The sequence below is a fragment of the Burkholderia sp. YHN3-13 genome (genome assembly GCF_055810675.1).
The window spans coordinates 95,137-117,075 of record NZ_JBVVNQ010000015.1 but is presented as its reverse complement, the minus strand read 5'-3'; the positions used below and the strand labels follow the sequence as shown (position 1 = coordinate 117,075).

General features: G+C 66.7%; 16 protein-coding genes. 8 read left to right on the top strand and 8 right to left on the bottom strand.

The window, feature by feature from the left end; translation table 11 throughout:
• Nucleotides 1–4: 4 nt before the first annotated feature.
• The 3 genes from AC0KUR_RS27835 to AC0KUR_RS27825 all read right to left on the bottom strand — a co-directional run bounded on the left by AC0KUR_RS27835 (nucleotide 5) and on the right by AC0KUR_RS27825 (nucleotide 2,884).
• On the bottom strand, nucleotides 5–793 hold the full coding sequence (locus AC0KUR_RS27835; protein WP_059559462.1) for an ABC transporter substrate-binding protein: 789 nt from the start codon (nucleotides 791–793) through the stop codon (nucleotides 5–7).
• 62 nt (nucleotides 794–855) lie between these two features.
• Nucleotides 856–2,010, bottom strand: a complete 1,155-nt coding sequence (locus AC0KUR_RS27830; RefSeq protein WP_473376672.1) for a methionine aminotransferase — start codon at nucleotides 2,008–2,010, stop codon at nucleotides 856–858.
• Between the two features lie 205 nt (nucleotides 2,011–2,215).
• Nucleotides 2,216–2,884, bottom strand: coding sequence for a TetR/AcrR family transcriptional regulator (locus AC0KUR_RS27825; RefSeq protein WP_059559466.1), 669 nt, complete (start codon nucleotides 2,882–2,884; stop codon nucleotides 2,216–2,218).
• A 120-nt stretch (nucleotides 2,885–3,004) separates the two neighbouring features.
• On the opposite strand from AC0KUR_RS27825, the gene AC0KUR_RS27820 reads away from it, so the two are divergent.
• The 6 genes from AC0KUR_RS27820 (at nucleotide 3,005) to AC0KUR_RS27795 (ending at nucleotide 8,878) form a co-directional block, all read left to right on the top strand.
• Complete coding sequence (locus AC0KUR_RS27820) at nucleotides 3,005–4,657, top strand: acyl-CoA dehydrogenase family protein (protein ID WP_473376671.1); 1,653 nt, start codon at nucleotides 3,005–3,007, stop codon at nucleotides 4,655–4,657.
• Nucleotides 4,658–4,717: 60 nt separating this feature from the next.
• A complete protein-coding gene (locus AC0KUR_RS27815; RefSeq protein ID WP_473376670.1) occupies nucleotides 4,718–6,226 on the top strand; it encodes a class I adenylate-forming enzyme family protein in 1,509 nt (502 codons plus the stop codon).
• Nucleotides 6,227–6,586: 360 nt separating this feature from the next.
• Complete coding sequence (locus AC0KUR_RS27810; RefSeq protein ID WP_473376669.1) at nucleotides 6,587–7,246, top strand: PAAR domain-containing protein; 660 nt, start codon at nucleotides 6,587–6,589, stop codon at nucleotides 7,244–7,246.
• Between the two features lie 10 nt (nucleotides 7,247–7,256).
• Nucleotides 7,257–7,802, top strand: a complete 546-nt coding sequence (locus AC0KUR_RS27805) for a PAAR domain-containing protein (protein WP_226229748.1) — start codon at nucleotides 7,257–7,259, stop codon at nucleotides 7,800–7,802.
• Nucleotides 7,803–7,806: 4 nt separating this feature from the next.
• Nucleotides 7,807–8,475, top strand: a complete 669-nt coding sequence (locus tag AC0KUR_RS27800; RefSeq protein ID WP_473376668.1) for a M35 family metalloendopeptidase — start codon at nucleotides 7,807–7,809, stop codon at nucleotides 8,473–8,475.
• Nucleotides 8,468–8,878, top strand: coding sequence for a hypothetical protein (locus tag AC0KUR_RS27795; RefSeq protein ID WP_473376667.1), 411 nt, complete (start codon nucleotides 8,468–8,470; stop codon nucleotides 8,876–8,878). The genes AC0KUR_RS27800 and AC0KUR_RS27795 overlap by 8 nt, the downstream gene beginning before the upstream one ends.
• A 235-nt stretch (nucleotides 8,879–9,113) precedes the next feature.
• On the opposite strand, the gene AC0KUR_RS27790 is transcribed toward AC0KUR_RS27795, so the two are convergent.
• From AC0KUR_RS27790 to hemE, 4 genes are all read right to left on the bottom strand, one after another.
• A complete protein-coding gene (locus AC0KUR_RS27790; RefSeq protein WP_034188163.1) occupies nucleotides 9,114–10,253 on the bottom strand; it encodes a branched-chain amino acid ABC transporter substrate-binding protein in 1,140 nt (379 codons plus the stop codon).
• 83 nt (nucleotides 10,254–10,336) lie between these two features.
• Nucleotides 10,337–14,269, bottom strand: a complete 3,933-nt coding sequence (gene putA / locus AC0KUR_RS27785; protein ID WP_473376666.1) for a trifunctional transcriptional regulator/proline dehydrogenase/L-glutamate gamma-semialdehyde dehydrogenase — start codon at nucleotides 14,267–14,269, stop codon at nucleotides 10,337–10,339.
• A gap of 356 nt (nucleotides 14,270–14,625) precedes the next feature.
• Nucleotides 14,626–16,887, bottom strand: a complete 2,262-nt coding sequence (locus tag AC0KUR_RS27780; protein ID WP_124608620.1) for a primosomal protein N' — start codon at nucleotides 16,885–16,887, stop codon at nucleotides 14,626–14,628.
• 452 nt (nucleotides 16,888–17,339) lie between these two features.
• Nucleotides 17,340–18,434, bottom strand: a complete 1,095-nt coding sequence (gene hemE / locus AC0KUR_RS27775) for a uroporphyrinogen decarboxylase (RefSeq protein ID WP_034188166.1) — start codon at nucleotides 18,432–18,434, stop codon at nucleotides 17,340–17,342.
• Nucleotides 18,435–18,578: 144 nt separating this feature from the next.
• Between hemE and AC0KUR_RS27770 the strand changes: the two genes are divergently transcribed.
• Nucleotides 18,579–19,376, top strand: coding sequence for a transporter substrate-binding domain-containing protein (locus AC0KUR_RS27770; RefSeq protein ID WP_049030889.1), 798 nt, complete (start codon nucleotides 18,579–18,581; stop codon nucleotides 19,374–19,376).
• A gap of 279 nt (nucleotides 19,377–19,655) precedes the next feature.
• On the top strand, nucleotides 19,656–19,811 hold the full coding sequence (locus AC0KUR_RS27765) for a hypothetical protein (RefSeq protein ID WP_167361860.1): 156 nt from the start codon (nucleotides 19,656–19,658) through the stop codon (nucleotides 19,809–19,811).
• A gap of 297 nt (nucleotides 19,812–20,108) precedes the next feature.
• Here the strand turns inward: AC0KUR_RS27765 and AC0KUR_RS27760 are convergent, their stop codons facing one another.
• On the bottom strand, nucleotides 20,109–21,836 hold the full coding sequence (locus AC0KUR_RS27760) for an AMP-binding protein (RefSeq protein ID WP_069705846.1): 1,728 nt from the start codon (nucleotides 21,834–21,836) through the stop codon (nucleotides 20,109–20,111).
• Nucleotides 21,837–21,939 lie beyond the last annotated feature (103 nt).

The following is a 21,939-nucleotide window of genomic DNA, read 5'->3' as shown; positions in this document are numbered from 1 at the left end:
CCGCTTACTTGGTCGAAATGTCGATATCGCCGAAATACTTCAGGCCGAGCGACTTCACCGTGCCGTCCGCCTTCAGCTTGTCGATCGCCGCGTCGAGCTTCGCCTTCAGTGCGTCGTCGCCCTTGCGCAGGCCGAATGCGATCCCGCTGCCGAGGATCCTGTCGTCGTGCACCGGCTGGCCGACGAACGAGAAGCCCTTGCCGTCCGGGCGCGACAGGAAGCCGCGCTGGCCGGACGGTGCGAGCACGAGCGTCGCGTCGAGGCGGCCCGCCACGAGATCCGCGTACGCCTGGTTCTGGTCCTGGTACGCGACGATCGCGACGCCCGCCGGTTCCCAGTGCGCCTTCGCGAAGGTTTCCTGGATCGATGCCTGCAGCACGCCGACGCGCTTGCCCTTCAGCGATTCGGGCGTCGGCAGCAGGCCGCTGCCGGTGCGCGCGATCAGCTGGGTCGGCACGCGATAGATGATCGTCGTGAAGTCGATCGCCTGGCGCCGCTGCTCGGTCGCGTTCATCGCCGAATTGATCGCGTCGAACTTGCGGCCCTTCAGTGCGGGAATCAGCCCGTCGAACGACGTCTCGACCCATTTGCACGACAGCTTCGCCGTCTGGCAGACGGCATTGCCGACGTCGATGTCGAAGCCCTGCAGGTCGCCGTTCGGCGCTTTCGATTCGAACGGCGGGTATTGCGCTTCAAGGCCGAAACGCAGCGTCTGCGCGTCGGCGAGCGCCGCGCCGGAGCCGATTGCGCAAGCAAGTGCGAACGCGAGTTTCAGGGTGGCCGTGTGCTTCATCGTGATCTCCAGTGTCTGGTCGATGCGACGGGCCCGTCGCCGGGTGCCCGTCGCCGGTTTTCCTACAGCGAACGCAGCCGCCGCGCGCCTTCGACCAGCGTCGCGTCGTCCTTCGAAAAACTGAGCCGGATCACGCCGGCATCGGTGCCGTCGGTGTAGAACGCCGACAGCGGAATCGTCGCGACACGCGCGTCGCGGATCAGGCGCAGCACGAAATCGCTGTCGCTTTCGTCCGAGAAGTGACGGAAGCGCGCGAGCATGAAGAACGAGCCTTCGCTCGGCAGCAGTTCGAAACGCGAACCGGCCAGCTCGCGCGCGAGCAGGTCGCGCTTGGCCTGGTAGAACGCCGACAGGCCGAGATAGCTGTCCGGCCGCGCGAGGATCTCCGCGAACGCGACCTGCATCGGCGTGTCGGCCGAGAACACCATGAACTGGTGGACCTTGCGGATCTCGTCCATCAGTTCGGCCGGCGCGAGGCAATGGCCGACCCGCCAGCCGGTCACGTGGAACGACTTGCCGAACGACGACACGATCACGCTGCGCTCGGCCAGCTCGCGGTGGCGCGCGACGCTCTGGTGCTGCGCGCCGTCGAACACGACGTGCTCGTAGACCTCGTCGGACAGCACGACGATGCCCGTATCGCGCGTGAGCTGCGCGAGCCGGTCGAGATCGTCGGCCGAGAACACGGTCGCGGTCGGGTTGTGCGGCGTGTTGACGATGATCATCCGCGTGCGCGGCGTGATCGCGGCAGCCACTTCGTCCCAGTTCACGCGGAAATGCTCGGGCGACAGCTTGATCGCGACCGGTGTCGCGCCCTGCAGCCGCACGATCGGCGCATAACTGTCGAACGACGGCTCGAAGTAGATCACCTCGTCGCCCGGATGCACGAGCGCGCTGATCGCCGCGTAGAGCCCCTCGCTCGCGCTCGCGATCACCGTGACCTCGGTCGCCGGGTCGTAGCGCGCGCCGTACAGCGCTTCCGTCTTCTCGGCGAGCCGCTCGCGCAGCGCCATCACGCCGGCCATCGGCGCGTACTGGTTGTGCCCGTCGCGCATCGCGCGCGCGACGCCTTCGACGAGCGCCGGATCGGGCGCGAAATTCGGCGCGCCCTGCGACAGGTTCAACGCGTCGTGTTGGGCAGCCAGTTGGCCGATCACCGTGAAGATCGTCGTCCCGACGTCGGGCAGTTTCGAACGGGGCGCGGTGGCGCTTCGCATGACTCCTCCTTCTGATGTCCTTCGGGCGGGCCCGCGTCACGCGCGGCCCTCCGTCTGCCGCATGATTTAGCCCGAGCCAATATCGGCGGACAATCGAAAGTTCGTCATGGCGTCCATGCATTTTCCTCATGGCTCACCGGGAGAAGCACGCAACGGCAAGGCTGGTGGGCGGGCCCGACATGCGAATCAGGCATTTCCCGTGGCGCTACGCATCCGCCGCCGCCAGGTACGCGAGCAGCACGGCCCGCAGTTCGCGGCGCTGCGCGGCGAAATCGAGCGCGGGCCCGAGCGTCAGCAAGGCCTGCGACAGCCCGCCGTAGCAGATCGTCTGGGCCATCCGCGCGAGCCCGTCGAGCCGCGCGGCCGGCGGCGGATCGGCCGCCTGGGCCAGCGCGTCGCGCCACAGCGCGACATACGCGTCGTAATGCCGGCGGTACGCGGCCAGCGGCGACACCTGCCGCTCCAGCACGAACAGCGCGCCCCACAGCGCCGCATCGGCGGCGATCGCGTCGACCTGCAGGTCGACCAGCGCGGCGGCGAGTTCGGCCCGCGGCGCGCCGCGCAGCCGCTCGGCCGCATCGCGCAGCCGGTCGGCCAGCGCCTGCACGCGACGGTGGATGCAGAGCGCCGCAAGGCTCTGCTTGTCGCCGAAATACTCGTAGAAGGTGCCGATGCTCACGCCCGCGACGGCCGCGATCTCGCGGATCGTCGCCTTTGCATAGCCGCGTTCGAGCAAAAGCTGAACGAACGCCTGCTGCAGCGCATCGGAGCTCGCCTGCGCGCGCGACTGGCGCGGCCGGCGGCGCAATGCGGGCGCGGGTTGCGCCGCCGGCTGGCCGGGCGGCGCCGGAACCTGAACATGTCGCGGCGGCATATTTGCTACTCTGAAATCGGCAGGGAATACGTTTTACCGGGCGCCCGAAGCCGTGCCGAAGCGCGCGCCGCGCGGCATGGCGCCGGCTGCCCGCGAAGCATGAGACCGGAGACACACGCGATGACCGAATCGACTCACGCCGTCACGAACCAGGTCGACGAACTGGTCGACTATAACCTCTTCGCGACGGATCTCGCGCTACGCGACGCGCTCGCCCGGGCAGGCGCCGACTGGGCCATGCCGCAGCTCGACGCGTACGGCGCGTGGCTCGGCCGCGCCGACACCGCGCGGCTCGCCGACGAAGCGAACCGCCACGGGCCGGAACTGAACACGTTCGACCGGCGCGGCCGCCGCATCGACCGCGTCGATTTCCACCCGGCCTGGCACGCGCTGCTCGGCCAGTACCGCCACGAAGGCTTCGTGTCGCTCGCGTTCCGCGAGTCGCGCCGCGGCCGCTGGGCCGCGACCGCCGCCGGCTTCTACCTGCACGGCCAGATCGAGGCCGGCACGCTATGCCCGGCCACGATGACGCAGGCCGCGATTCCCGTGCTGCAGAAGGAACCGGCGCTGTGGGGCCTGCTGCGCGACAAGCTCTATAACGACGATTACGATCCGCGCGACGTGCCGGTCGCCGACAAGCGCTCGATCTGGTTCGGCATGGGCATGACCGAGAAACAGGGCGGCTCCGACGTGCGCGCGAACACGACGCTCGCCACGCCGGTTGGCGCGGGCGGGCGCGGCGCCGAATACCGGTTGCGCGGCCACAAGTGGTTCTTCTCCGCGCCGATGTGCGACGCGCACCTCGTCGTCGCACGCACCGAGGCCGGCAGCCCGTCGTGCTTCTACGTGCCGCGCTGGCGGCCGGACGGCACGAAGAACGCGGTCGAGATCCAGCGGCTGAAGAACAAGGTCGGCAACCGCAGCAACGCCAGCAGCGAGATCGAGCTGAACGACGCGTGGGGCATCATGCTCGGCGACGAAGGCCGCGGCATTCCGACCATCATCGAGATGGCCACCTACACGCGGCTGAACTGCGTGCTCGGCAGCGCGGCGATGCTGCGTCAGGGCGTCGTGCAGGCGATCGCGTACACGCGCCAGCGCCACGCGTTCGGCCGCGCGCTCGCCGAGCAGCCGCTGATGCGCACCGTGCTCGCCGATCTCGCGCTCGAAAGCGAAGCCGCGCTGTCGCTCGCGATGCGTCTGGCCGACGCGTTCGAACGCGACGACTCGCCGCGCGAGCGCGCATGGAAGCGGATCGTCACGCCCGCCGCGAAATTCTGGGTCTGCAAGCGCGCGGTCGAGTTGACCGGCGAGGTGATGGAAGTGTTCGGCGGCAACGGCTACGTCGACGACGGCCCGATCGCGCGGCTGTTCTGCGAGGCGCCCGTCAACTCGATCTGGGAGGGCTCGGGCAACGTGATGTGCCTCGACGTGCTGCGCGCGGTGTCGCGCGAGCCCGACGCGGCCGCCGCGCTGTTCGACGAACTCGCCGACCTAGGCGCGGGCGAACCGCGCATCCGCGCGGCGCTCGACGCGCTGCGCGCGATGCTCGCCGCGCCGGCCGACACGCTCGAAGCATCGGCCCGCGTGTTCGCGCAGCGGCTCGCGCTTGTCGCGCAGGCGTGCCTGCTGCGCCGCGACGCGCCGGCGGCCGTCGCCGACGCGTTCGTCGCGACCCGGCTCGCCGCGCCCGACTGGGGCCGCATCGCGGGCGGCTTCGATCCGCATGCGATCGACGTCGCCGCGCTGCTGCAGCGCGCCTACCCGGCCTGACGCCGGTCCGTTCACCCTTGTTCACCCGCGTTCGCCTTCGTTCGCCCGCCCGGAGCCCCGATGAACCTCGTCGCCGCCCTCGACCGCGCCGCTCGTGCGACGCCCGACAAGCCGTTCCTCGTCAACGAATCCGCGACGATCACCTATGCCGCCGCACGCGAGCGCTCGCACCGCGCGGCGGCCGTGCTGAGCGCGCTCGGCGTCGCGGCCGGCGACCGCGTCGCCGCGATGTGCTTCAACACGCCGGCCTTCGTCGACTTGATGTTCGGCGCATGGCGGCTCGGCGCGGCGTTCGTGCCGATCAACCACAAGCTGCAGGCACCGGAAGTCGACTACGTGCTCGAGCACAGCCGCTGCAAGGCGCTGCTGTTCGACGTGGCGCTCGCGCCGGTGGTCGAGCGCCTCGCGCATCCCGCGCGGCGGCTCGTGACCGAGGGCGAACTCGACGGCGTGCCGAACTTCGACACGATGTGCATGACGCGTGACGCCCTCGCGGGGATCGAACCGGCCGACGGCGACATCGCGCAGATTCTCTACACGTCCGGCACGACCGGCCGCCCGAAAGGCTGCGTGCACAGCCATCGCACCGTGACGCTCGCGGCGATGCAGGCGGCGCTCGCGACCGGCATCGGCCGCAACGAGCGCACGCTGATGGCGATGCCGATCTGGCATTCGTCGCCGCTGAACAACTGGTTCGGCGGCACGCTGTTCGCGGGCGGCACCGTCGTGCTGATGCGCGAATACCATCCGCTGCGCTTCCTGCAAACCATCGAACGCGAACGCGTGACGCTGTATTTCGGCGCGCCGGTGTCGTACACGCTGCCGCTCGACACGGTCGACGGCTTCGGCGCGTTCGACCTGTCGAGCGTGCGCGCGTGGCTGTACGGCGGCGGCCCGATCGGCGCCACGCAGGCCGAACGGCTCGCGCAGGCGTATCGCAGCCATGCGTTCTTCCAGGTGTACGGGATGACCGAAACGGGCCCGGCCGGCACGACGCTGTATCCGGACGAGCAGATCGCGAAGGCCGGCTCGATCGGCCGCCAGGGCGGCCCGGGCGTCGACCTGCGCGTCGTGCGGCTGGACGGCATCGACGCGCGGCCGGGCGAGACCGGCGAGATCTGGCTGAAGGCCGACTGCATGATGCTCGGCTATCTCGACGACGCGGCAGCGACGCACGCCGCGTTCGCGCCGGACGGCTGGTATCGCACCGGCGACATCGCGCGGATCGATCAGGACGGCTACCTGTTCATCGTCGACCGGCTGAAGGACATGATCGTGACCGGTGGCGAGAACGTCTATTCGAAGGAAGTGGAGGACGTGCTCGGCGCGCACCCCGACATCGCCGAGGCGGCCGTCGTCGGGGCCCCGCATCCCGACTGGGGCGAGACGGTCGTCGCGCACGTCGTGCTGCGCGCGAATGCGGCGCCCGACGCGGAGGCGCTGCGCGCGTTCTGCCGCGAGCGGCTGGCCGCGTACAAGATTCCGCGCGAATTCACGTTCGCGCAGGCGCTGCCGCGCACGCCGACCGGCAAGCTGCAGAAGTTCCTGCTGCGCGTGCGCGGGGATTAAGTACCTGAGGTTTGGTCAAGGCACTCGCAACTCGTGCACTCCTATCCCACTTGCCGACAGCTTTCATCCAGGTCGGAAGCGGCGCCATTCCGCCGTCCACGGCATCCGTTGGTTACGGTCTGCGTTTTCCGAATCCCTCCGGCATCCGGTGATCGAAGCGTGCTTCACGCGCTGCAAGAAAGCACCCAACCGCGCCATCGCACCGGCTCATTTCAGCATGCGTGGTCGATCCAAAGGATGATATGAAACGAGTAATAAAACTTTAGGATAACAAATCATACTCGTCCGATTGATCAATGGTTCTTGTCTGAAATAGCGTCTCTAAGCCGGCCATTCCATTTACCGAGACAGGGACGCACGATGAAAAACGAACGCAAAGCACCGACCCATCTTTTTGCCACCGTTGGCTCACTCACCGAACGTGGCGGACGCGTCACGACTGCAACCAGCGGCCTGACCCTGGCTGGGCTGGAGGTAGCCCGCGTCGGAGACGTGGTGACCTACGACGACGGTAGCGAGGCCGTGATCATCGATGGGGCGGGAAACAACCATAGCGAGGGCAAGCCCTTCGCGTTGGTCGGCAGCCGATTGAGCAACGGCGATCGCATTACCGAAACGCTGCGCACCTCATTGGGCATTCACGTACGCGAGCGGCAAAGCGTTGCTGGACTGTTCGATCCGACCTACGTGCCGCCGCCCGCAGCGCCCGCCTACAGACTGGCCGTACGTGGTGCGACGACAGCGCACGGCGGTGCGTTGCGCGAGCCGTCCGGTACATGGGAAGTAGCACCGCACTTAGGCAACGCGGCCGTGGTGGGCGACCTGGTCCACTATCCGGACGGCTCAACCGCGTGCGTGATCAGCGGTCTGGGTTTGGCCGACAGGTCCGACTTCGCACCACTCGCCTTCGTCGGCAGTGAACTCGATAACGGCGACACGATCACTGACAGCCCAGAGCGGCGAGGCGTCGCGTCGTCCATTGTATTTAGCGTCGTTACCCAAACGCCCCTGTCCCACTGAGGCGGCTCCTGTGATCCGCTACTTTCTTGCCAAAGGCGACCACGCCGGTGATGCGGTCATTATCGAAGGTCTCGACACCGTGACCTGTTCCGATCCACCACCGCGCGTTCATATCGCCACACTCGATATGAAGACCTACTGTTCGGCCTGCAAGCGTGAAGGGCACATCGCACCGCAAGGGCCGCGCTGGCCTGGTACCGGCCCGAACGGCAAACAATGGGCATTGAGCGGAGACATCAATGTCTGCGAATGCCATCCGCCGCCGGTCTTTTACGCTGAGCGCGGCATGCGGATGATTTTCACTGCGGACGAGATAGCGACGCTGGATAGGCCTAAACCTGGTGCAGCCGATCGGTCATTTGCTCGATCGAGCGTCATGCACGACGAGCAATTCATCTTGCTCGATGGCAGCCGTCGGCCGCTCGCAAACGTCCGCTATCGAGTGGTGACCGACACCGGGCAGATCTTCACGGGCACCACCGATTCGGACGGGCAAACACGTCGAATCGTTACCGACGCTGCGGCGTTCCTGAAAATCTATACAGCGGGCCATTGAGACAATGAAAAATTTTGCTGCACATGACGATGAGGAATGGTTCCTCGTACACTCGGCCACCGCCACCAATACCAACCCCGGATCGATGGTGGAAGTAACAATCAACACCGAGAAAATATGCCCGAACATGACCAACAAGGAATTTCGAGAAATGGTCTTGAGCATACGGGATCGAGCCGTTTCTCTCGTCGACAAAAGAATCACGGATTTGCAACGCTGGTCCAGCACCGACAAGGCACGCGCACTACAATGGTTTGGCAGAACAGACGAAGGCACGCGCAGGATACTACTAACAGGGCTGACTGCAATCACCGAAGTACTCAAATCGCTTACGGGCCACAACTTTACGCGATGGGATAGCGAGCGATTCAAGCATATCGGATGCGTTCCAAATCCAAATCAGTCAGGCGTCGCCGCATCAGTGTGCTCACCGGATACCGCAACCCATACAATCGCAATACACGTCGACTTTTGCACGATGCGTGACTTCTCATGGGAAAAGGATTCGATGATCTCCACCCTGATTCATGAGGCAAGTCATTTTGACGATACAATGGGAACCAGAGATCACAGATACTTTATGGAAGAGTGCTTGACATTCGGAGCCGAAAATCCGAATCAAGCAATCAACAATGCCGACAGTATTGCAGGATATATTATATATAATGCCTAAACTTATTCTCAGCCTATGCCTCTTCATTTCCAGCCCATCATTTGCGTGCATCGCCAGCGAAAATTTCGACATCTACTTCTCGCCAAATAGCTCACATATATCCAATTCAGAAATCATCCGCATTACAAAATGGGCAATCGATAAAAAAATCGATTACGCCAATCACTTCACCAAAGAAACAACACTGATTAGCGGCCATGCTGAAGAAGGGGAGCAAAGAGCACTGTCCCTTGCACAGTCCCGAATGCAAACCGCGTATGCGCTGCTGGAGCAGCTAGGTTTTCTACGCGGCATCATCAAGACGAGCGTCCACGTCTATTCGCACGGCGACGTGGACAATGGAAGGCGTGTGGAAATCTCCTTCCTGCCTGATTGCCCTAACAAGTGCTGCGACGGCAAGTAACCTAATACTGCCGTCAGTCACTTCGACGAGTCGTTGACCTGCACTGGTGGCACGCCTGGCGGAACCTATCGACCGCGCATGATCCTGCAACGCATCGCCACACCATCGGCGGCAGGATTCATATGCACTACCCGGCCGTGCACCGACAAAGAAAAAGCCACCGGCCCCAAACGATCCGATGGCTTTCGCATGTTCAACGGGGCGACGACGTCGCCGCCCGCAACTCACAGGCTGCTTACTTGCCGCCGATGCTCTTCAGCGGCTTCCACTCGCCCTTCTCGACCTTGTACATCGTGATGCCGCCGTTCTTCAGGTCGCCCTTCGCGTCATACGCGACGTGCGTCGACGTCACGCCGGCCATGTCGGTCTTCGCGAGCACCGGCAGGTATTTCGCCGGATCGGTCGAATCGGCCTTCTTCATCGCGTTCAGCATCGCCATCGCGCCGTCGTACGCGTACGGCGAGTACGTCTGCACTTCTTCGCCGAAACGCTTCTTGTACTTGTCCGCGTAGGTCTTGCCGCCCGGCATCTCTTCCAGCGGGAGGCCGGCCAGCGAAGCGATCGTGCCGTCGGCCGCGTTGCCCGCGATCTTCAGGAACGTCGGCGTCTTCACCATTTCGCCGCTCATCAGCGGTGCGGTGAAGCCCAGCGCCTTCATCTGCTTGACCATCGGCGCTGCCTGCGAATCCGCGCCGCCGTAGTAGACCATGTCCGGCTTCGCAGCCTTCAGCTTGGTCAGGATCGCCTTGAAGTCGACCGCCTTGTCGTTCGTGAATTCACGGTCGACGATCGTCGCGCCGCCGGCCTTCGCCGCCTTCTCGAACTGGTCGGCGAGACCCTGGCCGTAGGCCGTGCGGTCGTCGACGATCGCGATCTTCTTCATGCCGAGATCCTTCGCCGCGAACGTGCCGGCCACCGAGCCCTGCTGCGTGTCGGACGTCATCATGCGGAAGGTCGTCTTGTAACCCTGCTGCGTGTATTCCGGCGCCGTCGCCATCGCGATTTCCGGAATGCCCGCGTTCGCGTAGATGCGCGAGGCGGGAATCGTCGTGCCCGAGTTGAAGTGGCCGAGCATGCCCTTGATGCCGTCGTCGACGAGCTTCTGTGCAACCGTCGTGCCCGTGCGCGGGTCAGCCTGGTCGTCCTGCGTGCTCAGCACGAACTTCACCGGCTTGCCGCCGATCTTCGGGTTCGTCGCGTTGAAGTCTTCCAGCGCGAGCACGATCCCGTTCTGCATGTCCTTGCCGTAGTGCGCCTGCGCGCCCGTCATCGGCCCTGCGTAACCGATCTTCACGTCATCCGCATGGGCCGTCCCCGCCAGCGACATGACGGCGACGAACGTCGCGCCTGCCACCTTTTTCATCGTGTGTTGCATAGCATCTCCTTGGTACCAGGGTAAATGAAGCGGCTTCGGGATCGCCTTGCCGCTTCTTTGTTTGATCCGAACGGCAAGGATGATCAGCCGATCGTCATCAAATTCGCATTGCCGCCCGCCGCGGCCGTATTCACGCTCACCGAGCGTTCCGTCAGGAGCCGCTCGAGCGCGTAGTCTTCCGCATCGCCGTTCTCGAACGCGCCCACCGACACGCCCTGCACCGATACGATCGGGCCCGGGCGCTGCGCGACGTCCTTCACGAGCGTCTGCAGTTCGTCGCTGTCGCCTTCGAACAGCACCGCGTCGAACGGCGCGTCGGCCTGCTTGCGCACGCTCGCATGCGCCTTCAGCGACGCCGGCAGCGCGGCGACCAGCGCCTCGCCGGCCGCGCCCGCGAACAACGCGCGGTTGCCGGTGGCCAGCACCGCCGCGAACTGCGCGCGCGCGCCGCTCGGGGTGGCCGCGACACACAGCACCGTGCCGCGCGGGCCGAGTGTATACGTGTTTCGCTCGCCCGTCGGCCCGGTCAGCACGGCGGTCGCGCCGGCCGGCACCTGTGCCAGATAGCCGTCGCAACGCGCGGCCAGTGCCGGCTCGCGTTGCTCGATCAGCCAGTCGCGCAGCGTCGTGAGCGCCGCCGCCGGATTGCCGCGCGCGTCGCCTTCGACCGCGCCGTCCGCGATCAGCGTCTGCGCGAGCGAACGCGGCAGGCCCGACGGACGCGTCGCGAGCAGGCGCTGCAGGTACAGCGCGCCCCCGGCCTTCGGACCCGTGCCCGACAGCCCTTCGCCGCCGAACGGCTGCACGCCGACCACCGCACCGATCACGTTGCGGTTCACGTAGATGTTGCCCACGTGCGCATTCGAGATCACGTGCGCGATCGTCTCGTCGATCCGCGTGTGGATCCCGAGCGTCAGCCCGTAACCGGTCGCGCGGATCTGCTCGAGCAGCTTGTCGAGCTGGCTGCGGCGGTAGCGCACCACGTGCAGCACGGGGCCGAACACTTCGCGCTTGAGCTCGTCGATGCTGCTGATCTCGATCAGCGTCGGCGGCACGAACGTGCCGTGCGCGCAGGCCTCGGGCGTCGGCAGTTGCGTGACCGCGTGGCCCTTGTCCTTCATCGTCGCGACGTGCGCGTCGATCGTCTGCTTCGCTTCGCCGTCGATCACCGGGCCGACGTCCGTCGACAGCCGGTCGGGGTTGCCGAGCGCCAGTTCGTGCATCGCGCCCTTGAGCATCGTCAGCGTGCGGTCCGCGACGTCGTCCTGCAGACACAGAACGCGCAGCGCCGAGCACCGTTGACCGGCCGAGTCGAACGACGACTGCATCACGTCCGCGACGACCTGCTCCGCGAGCGCCGACGAGTCGACGATCATCGCATTCTGGCCGCCCGTTTCCGCGATCAGCGGAATCGGCTTGCCCTCCGGGTCGAGGCGCGCGGACAGCGTCTTGTTGATCAGGCGCGCGACTTCGGTCGAGCCCGTGAACATCACCGCACGCGTACGCGGATCGGCGACCAGCGCCGCGCCGACGGTCTCGCCGGTGCCCGGCAGCAGCTGTACCGCGCCGGCCGGCACGCCGGCCTCGCGCAGCAGGCGCACGGCCTGCGCGGCGATCAGCGGCGTCTGTTCGGCCGGCTTCGCGAGCACCGTGTTGCCGGCGGCAAGCGCCGCGGCGACCTGGCCCATGAAGATCGCGAGCGGGAAGTTCCACGGGCTGATGCAGACCACGGGGCCGAGCGGGCGATGCGTGTCGTTCGAGAACTCGTCGCGGATCTGCGCCGCGTAGTAGCGCAGGAAGTCGACCGCTTCGCGAATCTCGGCGATCGCGTTCGGCAGCGACTTGCCGGCTTCGCGCACGATCAGGCCCATCAGCGTGTGCATCTGCGCTTCGAGCAGGTCGGCTGCGCGCGCCAGGCAGTCGGCGCGGGCGTCGACCGGCGTCGCCTGCCAGATCGGCGCGGCGGCTACCGCGTGCGCGAGCGCCGCGCTCACGTGTTCGGCCGTCGCCTCGCTGACCGTGCCGACCAGGTCGCGCTGGTCGGCCGGGTTGCGCACGTCGCGTGCCGGTGCGTCGGCGAGCGCGTCGTCGGCGAGCATCGGCGCCGCGCGCCACGGATGATGCGCGCTCGCGAGCAGCGCGGACGACAGCGAGGCGAGCCGGTGTTCGTTCGACAAATCGAGGCCCATCGAATTGGGACGCTCGTCGCCGTACAGGTTGCGCGGCAGCGGGATCTTCGCGTGCGGCGCGCCGAGCGGCACGACTTTCGACGCTTCGTCGACCGGATCGGCGACCAGTTCCTTCACCGACACGGTCTTGTCCGCGATACGGTTCACGAACGACGTATTCGCGCCGTTCTCGAGCAGGCGGCGCACGAGGTACGCGAGCAGCGTCTCGTGCGTGCCGACCGGTGCGTACACGCGGCACGGACGGTTCAGCTTGTCGCGGCCCGTGACCTCCTCGTACAGCGGCTCGCCCATCCCGTGCAGGCACTGGAATTCGTACTGGCCCGGGTAGTAGTTCTGGCCCGCGAGCTGGTAGATCGCGGCCAGCGTGTACGCGTTGTGCGTCGCGAACTGCGGGTAGACGGCGTCGGGCGCCGCGAGCAGCTTCTTCGCGCACGCGAGGTACGACACGTCGGTGTAGATCTTGCGCGTATAGACCGGATAGCCTTCGAGGCCGTCGACCTGCGCGCGCTTGATCTCGGTATCCCAGTACGCGCCCTTCACGAGGCGGATCATCAGGCGGTGACGGCTGCGGCGCGCGAGATCGATCAGGTAGTCGATCACGAACGGGCAGCGCTTCTGGTAGCCCTGCACCACGAAGCCGATGCCGTTCCAGCCCGCGAGATCCGGATCGAAGCACAGCGCCTCGAGCAGGTCGAGCGACAGCTCGAGGCGGTCGGCCTCTTCAGCGTCGATGTTCAGGCCGATGTCGTAGCGGCGCGCGAGCAGCGCGAGTGCGCGCACGCGCGGCAGCAGCTCGCTCATCGTGCGGTCCTGCTGCGAGCGCGAGTAGCGCGCGTGCAGCGCCGACAGCTTGATCGAGATGCCCGGGCCTTCGTAGATGCCGCGGCCGCCGGCCGCCTTGCCGATCGCGTGGATCGCCTGTTCGTACGACGCGTAGTAGCGCTGCGCGTCCTCTTCGGTCGTCGCCGCTTCGCCGAGCATGTCGTACGAGTAGCGGAAGCCGCGCGCTTCGTACTTGCGGCTGTTCGCGAGCGCTTCGGAAATCGTCTCGCCGGTGACGAACTGTTCGCCCATCAGGCGCATCGCCATGTCGACGCCCTTGCGGATCAGCGGCTCGCCGCCGCGGCCGATCAGGCGCGTGAGCGCCGACGACAGGCCCGCTTCGCTGTTGGTCGTCACGAGCTTGCCGGTGATCATCAGCCCCCAGGTCGCCGCGTTCACGAACAGCGACGGCGCGTGGCCGACGTGCGAGCGCCAGTCGCCCTTGCTGATCTTGTCGCGAATCAGCGCATCGCGCGTCGCGCGATCGGGAATGCGCAGCAGCGCCTCGGCGAGGCACATCAGCGCGACGCCTTCCTGGCTCGACAGCGAGAACTCGTGGATCAGCCCTTCGACGCCGCCGCCCGAGCTTTTCTCGCGCAGCGCCTCGACGAGCTTCGTCGCGAGCGCCTGCACGTCCGCCTGCAGGTTCGCCGGCAGGCGCGCCTGACCGAGCAGGAACGGCACGCATTCCGGCTCCGGGCGGCGGTACGCGGCCGTGATCGCCGCGCGCAGCACCGATTGCGGCTGAACGTTCTGCGCGAACTCGAGGAACGGATGCGGCGAGTTGTCGTCGTCGCCGTCCGCCGCCTGACCGTCGGCGAGCTCCGTCACGCCGCTGTGGCCCGACAGTTCGGGCGGCAACTGGCCGTGCTCGATCCGCTCGAGATACGCGAAGATCGCCTGCTTGATCAGCCAGTGGGGAGTGCGCTCGAGGCGCGCGGCGGCGTCCTTGAGGCGCGAGCGGAGAAGGTCGTCGACTTTGACGCCGAGAGTCGTGCTTGCCATGGTGGGTTCGTGCGCCGGTGCGAGCCCGGCGATGTGGTGTAAGAGGATGCGCGAAATCCTACGGCACGCAATAAAAAGGTGCAACCAAATTACCGAACAGGTTGCACCCACAAGTTAGTCAATATAATCAGCCACTTATGTGGTTGCAACCTAGGGGTTGCCCGTGGTCGGCGGATCGGTGTTTTCCCTGATCGGGCCGGCTGGACGCGCGTGTGCAACCGTCGACGCGCGTGGAAGCGGCCGAAAACGGGTTGCACTGGGTGGGAGAAACGATGCGACGCCCGGTTCGGACGCGCGACGAGAGGCAGGCGGATGACGCCCGGCGGGCCGGGCTTCTTCATACGGCAGCGCGCCGCTCAGATATCCAGCGGGTCGACTTCGACGCTCCACCGCAGCACGCCCTTCAGCGCCCGCAGTGCCGGCTGCCATGCACGCAGCGCATGCTGCAGCGCCGCCCGCGATGCGCTTTCGAGCAGCAACTGCGCGCGATGGACGTTCGCGACCTTGACGATCGTCATCGGCACCGCGTCGTACACGGTCACGCGATCGGCGCCCGGCAGCCCCGGCAATGCGGCCGCGGCCTGAAGCAGGAACGCGAGCGCCGCGTCGAGCGTGCGCCCTTCGGCGCGCAGCAGCGCCTGGTAGACGAACGGCGGCAGGTGCGCGTCGCGGCGCTCGCCGAGCGTCGAATTCGCGAAGCCGACGTAATCCTGCCGCCCGAGCGCGTGATACAGCGCATGACGCGGGTAACGCGTCTGCACCATCACCTCGCCCGGCAGCCCGGCCCGCCCCGCGCGGCCGCTCACCTGCATCAACTGCGCGAACAGCCGTTCGCTCGCCCGGAAATCGTGCGAAAACAGCGCGGTGTCGGCATTGAGCACGCCGACGAGCGACACGCGCTGAAAGTCGTGCCCCTTCGCGATCATCTGCGTGCCGACCAGGATGTCGACCTCGCCCGCATGCACGTCGGAGAACAGCGCCTGCGCGCTGCCCTTGCGGCGCGTGCTGTCCGCGTCGATCCGCAGCACCCGCGCGCCCGGCACGGCCTCGGCGAGCGCCTCCTCGATACGCTGCGTGCCGCGCCCGAGCGGCGCGATGTCGACGTTCCCGCACTCCGGACACGACCGAGGAATGCGCGCCTCCCAGCCGCAGTGATGGCAGCGCAGCGCATGCTCGGGCTTGTGCAGGACGACGTACGCGCTGCAGCGCGGACAACCGGCGACCCAGCCGCATGCGTCGCACGCGAGCTGCGGCGCGTAACCGCGCCGGTTCAGGAACACGAGGCTCTGCTCGCCGCGTTCGAGCCGCGCCTTCAGCGCCGCGACGAGCGGCCCCGACAGCCCGCCCATCGACGCGCGGCCGCGCCGTCGCTCCTCTTCGAGATCGATCAGCCGCACGGTCGGCAGCGTCGCGTCGGCCACCGCGCGGCGCGATAGCGTGAGCTTCGTATAGCGCCCCTGCTCGGCCTGCCACCAGCTTTCGAGCGACGGCGTGGCCGAGCCGAGCACGACCGTGATGCCGAGCTGCTTGGCGCGCCACACGGCGAGATCGCGCGCCGAATAGCGCAGCCCTTCCTGCTGCTTGTACGCCGGCTCGTGCTCCTCGTCGACGACGATCAGCGCGAGCGTCGGCATCGACGCCAGCACCGCCAGGCGCGTGCCGAGCACGATCCGCGCGCGGCCCGTGTGGGCGGCCAGCCAGTTGCGCGCCCGCTCGCCCTCGGCGAGCCCGCTGTGCAGCGTGACGATCGCGTCGTCGGCGAGCGCCCCCGCGAAGCGCGCGCGAAACGCGGCCTCGAACTGCGGCGTCAGGTTGATTTCGGGCACGAGCACGAGCGCCTGCGCGTCCGGCCGTGCATCGAGCAGCGACGCGAGCGCATGCAGATAGACCTCGGTCTTGCCGCTGCCCGTCACGCCGTGCAGCAGGAACGGCGCGAAGCCCGCTGCCGCGCGGATCGCGTCGAGCGCCTCGGCCTGCTGGTCGGTCAGTGCCGGCGGCACGGTTCGTCCACCGGTTGTCGACAGGTTATCCACAGCTTTGGGCACAGGTGCATCGGCCCAGCCGATCTCCTCGACGTCGACCCAGCCGCGCGCGGCCCAGTCGTCGAGCGTCGCGGCCGCCTTCGGATGCAGCGCCCGCGCGTCGGGCAGCGTCAACGAACCGGTATCGACGAGCGCCTGTGCAAGCCGCCGCAGCGCGGCGCCGCGCGCGGGCAATGCATCGGGCAACGCCGCGCGGCCGGCTTCGGTCGGCTGGTAGCGCACTTCGGGCGCGAGCAGCCGCCCCCAGCGCCCGGCGTCGCGCAGCGCCTGCGGCAGCGCCGGCAGCGCAACCTCGCCGCGCCCGCGCTGATAGTAGTCGGCGGCGAACGACACCAGGGCGAGCCAGTCCGCCGACAGCGGGGGCAGGTCGGCGCAGATCGCGTCGACCGCGCGCAGCCGTGACGGCGGCACATCGGTGTGAGTCGTCACTTCGCAAACGAGCCCGACGGCCTGCCGCTTGCCGAACGGCACCTGCACGAGCGTGCCGGGCACGGGTGCCGGCTGCGCGTCGCAGCGGTAGTCGAACAGGGTCGCGAGCGGATGGTCGAGCGCGACGCGCAGGTAGGTGCCGCTCATTGGGGCGCCCCACCGGCAGCGGTACGCGAAGGACAGGCGGCTTGCATCCGCGTCCGCATCGCGGCAGCGAACTTAAAGTAAAACTTCAGATTCCGCGCTAAGTTTTGGATTCGCATTAGGAATCGCCGTATACCCTGCCCAGTCCTGTGGATAACTTTGTTGAGAACTCGCCCCCGATTGGCCGCAACGCGCGCGGGGCCGTGCTTTCCGCTGTTTTTCGCCGCGCGGGGCGCCGCCCCGCGGAGCCTTATTCCATAAGGCTGCTATTCAAATTACCGAACAATAGCGAGACAAATTGACCGATACAGGGCTCTACCGCGCTGCAACGTGGAAAATGTGTATAAGTCAAGTCTTGACAAGCACCGGATCGGCAGCGGGAGCGGGGTTGCGCCCTGTTTAGTCCCGACAGCGAAACGCTGTCATCCCGCAGTGCAGCATGACAACGCTTGCGTTCAGCCAGCGGCTCGGCTACGGATCGCGCGGCTGTGGTTGTGTACTTCGTCGACGAGTTCGGCGACGTGATCGGGCGACGTGAATTGCGAGATGCCGTGGCCGAGGTTGAACACATGGCCCGGATGGTTGCCGTAGCTGTCGAGCACCGCGCGCGCCTGTTCGCGCACCGCGGCCGGCGGCGCAAACAGGATCGTCGGATCGAGGTTGCCCTGCAGCGCGACACGCCCCGCGACGCGCTCGCGCGCGGCGCCGAGGTTGACCGTCCAGTCGAGCCCGACCGCATCGACGCCGGTCGCCGCGATCTCCTCGAGCCACAGCCCGCCGCCCTTCGTGAACGTGATCACCGGCACGCGTTCGCCGTCGTGCTCGCGCTTGAGCTGGCTCACCACGCGGCGGATGTAGTCGAGCGAGAAGCGCTGGTATGCGCCGTCGGCCAGCGCGCCGCCCCACGTATCGAAGATCATCACGGCCTGCGCGCCCGCTTCGATCTGCGCGTTCAGGTACGCGGCCACCGCCTGCGCATTCACGTCGAGGATCCGGTGCATCAGGTCGGGGCGCGAATACGCCATCGACTTCACCGTGCGGAAATCGTCCGACCCGCCGCCTTCGACCATGTAGCACGCGAGTGTCCACGGGCTGCCCGAGAAGCCGATCAGCGGCACGCGCTGGCGGCCCTGGCCGTCGGTGAGCGCGCGGCGGATCTCGCGCACGGCGCCCGTCACATAACCGAGCGTCTCCTCGATGTCCGGCACCGCGAGCTTCGCGACGTCGGCCTCGGTGCGCACCGGATGCGCGAACTTCGGCCCTTCGCCGACCTGGAAGTCGAGACCGAGCCCCATCGCGTCGGGAATCGTCAGGATGTCCGAGAACAGGATCGCGGCGTCGAGCGGGAAACGCTCGAGCGGCTGCAGCGTCACCTCGGTCGCGTAGTCGGGATTCTTCGCGAGGCCGAGGAAGCTGCCGGCGCGCGCACGCGTCGCGTTGTATTCGGGCAGGTAGCGGCCGGCCTGGCGCATCAGCCAGATCGGCGTGTAGTCGGTCGGCTCGCGCAGAAGCGCACGCAGGAAGGTGTCGTTGAGCAGGTTATGGGCCACGGTAGGAGCGACGATGCGAAGGCAAAGCGGCATTTTACCGGACAGCCGCCCTCAGGCTGCGCATGCCGACGCGATGGCGGCCATATGACGCGCGCGATGGCTCCGTTATGATCGGACGCTCATATCGAATGAAGGAGGAGACCGATGAAGACATTCGCCACGCTCGCCGCGGCCGCGCTGCTCTGCTGCGCCGCCGCGCACGCGCAGACCACCACCGGCACCACCGCCGCGCCGGGGGCCGGTTCGCGGCTCGACGACGTGCTCGCGCGCGGCACGCTGCGCGTGTGCACGACGGGCGACTACAAGCCGTATTCGTACTACCGCACGGACGGCCGTTTCGAGGGCATCGACATCGACATGGCCGAATCGCTCGCGAAATCGCTCGGCGTGAAGACCGACTTCGTGAAGACGAGCTGGCCGAACCTGACCGCCGATTTCGTCGCGAAATGCGACATCGCGGTGGGCGGTGTGTCGACGACGCTCGAGCGCCAGAAGCGCGTGTTCTTCACGCAGCCGTACGTCGTCGACGGCAAGACGCCGATCGTGCGCTGCGCGGACGCCGACAAGTACCAGACCGTCGCGCAGATCGACCGGCCCGAGACGCGTGTGATCGTGAATCCGGGCGGTACCAACGAGCGGTTCGCGAAACAGTTCTTCACACATGCGAACCTGACCGTCTATCCGGACAACGTGACGATCTTCAAGCAGATCCTCGCGGGCAAGGCCGACGTGATGGTGACGGATGCGTCCGAGACGCAGTTGCAGCAAAAGCTGAATCCGGGGCTGTGCTCGGTGCATCCGGACAAGCCGTTCCAGTTCGGCGAGAAGGCGTACATGGTGCCGCGCGGCGACGTCGTGTTCCAGCAATACGTCGACCAGTGGCTGCATCTCGCGCTGTCGACCGGCGAATACCAGGCGATTTCGGACAAGTGGCTGAAGTAAGAAGCCCGTCCGCGGCGGCCGATAACGGGCATCGACCCCGTGGCCGCCGCCTGCCGAATGCGCGGCATGGCGGCGGCGAACCTGCCGCCGTTACACATTGCCCTCGCGTCGCCCGACCCGACAATCGGCCCGAAACCACCCGAATCGGCCGATCGGCCGACTTCCGCGCATTCCGATCACGTTTCAAAATCTTTCTGACGAATGAATCGTCATCCGCGGTATCGATCATGCCGCGCACTTTCTGACGTGAAAATCGGCCATTCATCGCGCCCGATACGCATGAAAAACGCATCGTGCGCATCGGCTGAAAACGCAGCGGAAAATATGGGTAAAAATGACCTTTTTCAGGACCCCGAAAACAGCAAAAAATCCCGGGAAGCCTTATCTGGTGGGCGTTACAACCTGAAACACTTTGTTACCGCGACGGGTCATTAATTCGCCCACAATGGCCTCAACGGTTTCAACACGGATGCGGTCTCGTGTGCCAAGTGTGAGCGGACGCGAAGCGCTGCGAGCCAGTCGGTCACGTACCGAAGCCCTTCCGAGGGGCATCCCTGTTGGAGTCGTTTCCGGCCCCCCGCCGGATTCGGTTTCATCTTTGGTCTCCTCGCGCTAACCCCGTAGCGTGTGGTTTTTAGCGGGCTAATAAGCCCGCTTTTTTTCGTCCATCGAAAACGTAACGGCCCGCAGGCCGCCACGTCTTTTCCCGCATTTTTCCCGCGCCGTCCCGCATCAAGCGGTCTTCTGCACGTCGAGCTTCAGCTCCTCGATCATCCGGTCGCGCATCACGAACTTCTGCACCTTGCCCGTCACCGTCATCGGCAGCTCGTCGACGAAGCGGATGTAGCGCGGAATCTTGTAGTGCGCGATCTGCCCGCTGCAGAACGCACGCACGTCGTCCTCCGTCATCTGCTCGTCCGCGCGCAGCACGATCCACGCGCACAGCTCCTCGCCGTACTTCGCATCCGGCACGCCGAACACCTGCGCGCTCTGGATCTTCGGATGCCGAAACAGGAACTCCTCGATCTCGCGCGGATAGACGTTCTCGCCGCCGCGAATCACCATGTCCTTCAGGCGGCCGACGATATTGCAGTAGCCGTCCGCATCGAGCGTCGCGAGGTCGCCCGTGTGCATCCAGCCGTCGACCAGCACCTCGCGCGTCTTCGCGTCGTCGTCCCAGTAGCCGAGCATCACCGAATAGCCCCTCGTGCAGAGCTCGCCCGTCGCGCCGACCGGCACGATGTCGCCGCTCGCATCGACGATCTTCACTTCCAGGTGCGGCTGGATGCGGCCGACCGTCGTCGTGCGCTTCTCGAGCGGATCGTCGGTCGAACTCTGGAACGATACGGGGCTCGTCTCCGTCATCCCGTACGCGATCGTGATCTCTGACAGGTGCATCTGCGACACGACGCGCTTCATCGTCTCGATCGGGCACGGCGAGCCGGCCATGATCCCGGTGCGCAGCGTCGAAAGATCGAAGGTCGAGAACGCCGGATGATCGAGCTCGGCGATGAACATCGTCGGCACGCCGTGCAGCGCGGTGCAGCGCTCGCCGGCCACGGCCGCGAGCGTCGCAACCGGATCGAACGCCTCGCCGGGGAACACCATCGCCGCGCCCTTCGACACGCACGCAAGCACGGCCAGCACCATCCCGAAGCAGTGATAGAGCGGCACCGGGATGCACAGCGTGTCGTGCTCGGTGAAGCGCATCGCGGTCGCGATCGAGCGCCCATTGTTGACGACGTTGCGGTGCGTGAGCGTCGCGCCCTTCGGGCTGCCGGTCGTGCCGCTCGTGAACTGGATGTTGATCGGTTCGTTGGCCGTGAGCGTCGCGCCGATTGCATCGAGCAATCCCGGATCGACGGCCTGGCGGCCGCGTGTCATCACGTCCGCGAAGCGGAACATGCCGGCCGGCGCGACGTCGCCCATCGACACGACCGTGCGCAGGCTCGGCACGCGTGCCGCGTGCAGGTCGCCCGGCGTCGTGGTCGCGAGCTCCGGCGCGATGGCCTGCAGCATCTCGACGTAGGCCGACGACTTGAAGCGCTCGGCCGTGATCACGGCCTTGCAGCCGACCTTGTTCAGCGCGTATTCGAGCTCGGCGAGCCGGTAGGCCGGATTCAGGTTGACGAGCACCGCACCGATGCGCGCGGTCGCGAACTGCGTGAGCAGCCATTCGCTGCGGTTCGGCGACCAGATGCCGACGCGGTCGCCCTTCACGATACCGAGCGCGGCCAGCCCCGCCGCGAGCACGTCGACCTCGTTCGCGAACTCGCGCCAGGTCCAGCGCACCTGCTGCTCGCGGAACACGACGGCCGGACGGTCGGGAAAGCGGCCGGCGGTGTCGCGCAGGAACCGGCCGATCGTCGCTTCGGACAGCGGCACGTCGGTCGCGCCACGCACGTACGACAAGCCGTTCTCGGGCGCGATCAGCGCGCCCACGCCAAGGTCTGCTGCCATGAATGTCTCCGTCTTTTTGGTCTGATCGGCCCGCGCGCGCCTGCCGCGCCCGCCTCCATCGCCTCGATCGCGACGGACAGCCTCACTGCGGATGATGCCGCGC

Excerpts from the sequence above, each read along its gene's own strand:
- AC0KUR_RS27835 (WP_059559462.1), bottom strand. The coding sequence starts at position 793 with ATGAAGCACACGGCCACCCTGAAACTCGCGTTCGCACTTGCTTGCGCA.
- AC0KUR_RS27830 (WP_473376672.1), bottom strand. The coding sequence starts at position 2,010 with ATGCGAAGCGCCACCGCGCCCCGTTCGAAACTGCCCGACGTCGGGACG.
- AC0KUR_RS27825 (WP_059559466.1), bottom strand. The coding sequence starts at position 2,884 with ATGCCGCCGCGACATGTTCAGGTTCCGGCGCCGCCCGGCCAGCCGGCG.
- AC0KUR_RS27820 (WP_473376671.1), top strand. The coding sequence starts at position 3,005 with ATGACCGAATCGACTCACGCCGTCACGAACCAGGTCGACGAACTGGTC.
- AC0KUR_RS27815 (WP_473376670.1), top strand. The coding sequence starts at position 4,718 with ATGAACCTCGTCGCCGCCCTCGACCGCGCCGCTCGTGCGACGCCCGAC.
- AC0KUR_RS27810 (WP_473376669.1), top strand. The coding sequence starts at position 6,587 with ATGAAAAACGAACGCAAAGCACCGACCCATCTTTTTGCCACCGTTGGC.
- AC0KUR_RS27800 (WP_473376668.1), top strand. The coding sequence starts at position 7,807 with ATGAAAAATTTTGCTGCACATGACGATGAGGAATGGTTCCTCGTACAC.
- AC0KUR_RS27795 (WP_473376667.1), top strand. The coding sequence starts at position 8,468 with ATGCCTAAACTTATTCTCAGCCTATGCCTCTTCATTTCCAGCCCATCA.
- AC0KUR_RS27790 (WP_034188163.1), bottom strand. The coding sequence starts at position 10,253 with ATGCAACACACGATGAAAAAGGTGGCAGGCGCGACGTTCGTCGCCGTC.
- putA (WP_473376666.1), bottom strand. The coding sequence starts at position 14,269 with ATGGCAAGCACGACTCTCGGCGTCAAAGTCGACGACCTTCTCCGCTCG.
- AC0KUR_RS27780 (WP_124608620.1), bottom strand. The coding sequence starts at position 16,887 with ATGAGCGGCACCTACCTGCGCGTCGCGCTCGACCATCCGCTCGCGACC.
- AC0KUR_RS27770 (WP_049030889.1), top strand. The coding sequence starts at position 18,579 with ATGAAGACATTCGCCACGCTCGCCGCGGCCGCGCTGCTCTGCTGCGCC.
- AC0KUR_RS27765 (WP_167361860.1), top strand. The coding sequence starts at position 19,656 with ATGAAAAACGCATCGTGCGCATCGGCTGAAAACGCAGCGGAAAATATG.
- AC0KUR_RS27760 (WP_069705846.1), bottom strand. The coding sequence starts at position 21,836 with ATGGCAGCAGACCTTGGCGTGGGCGCGCTGATCGCGCCCGAGAACGGC.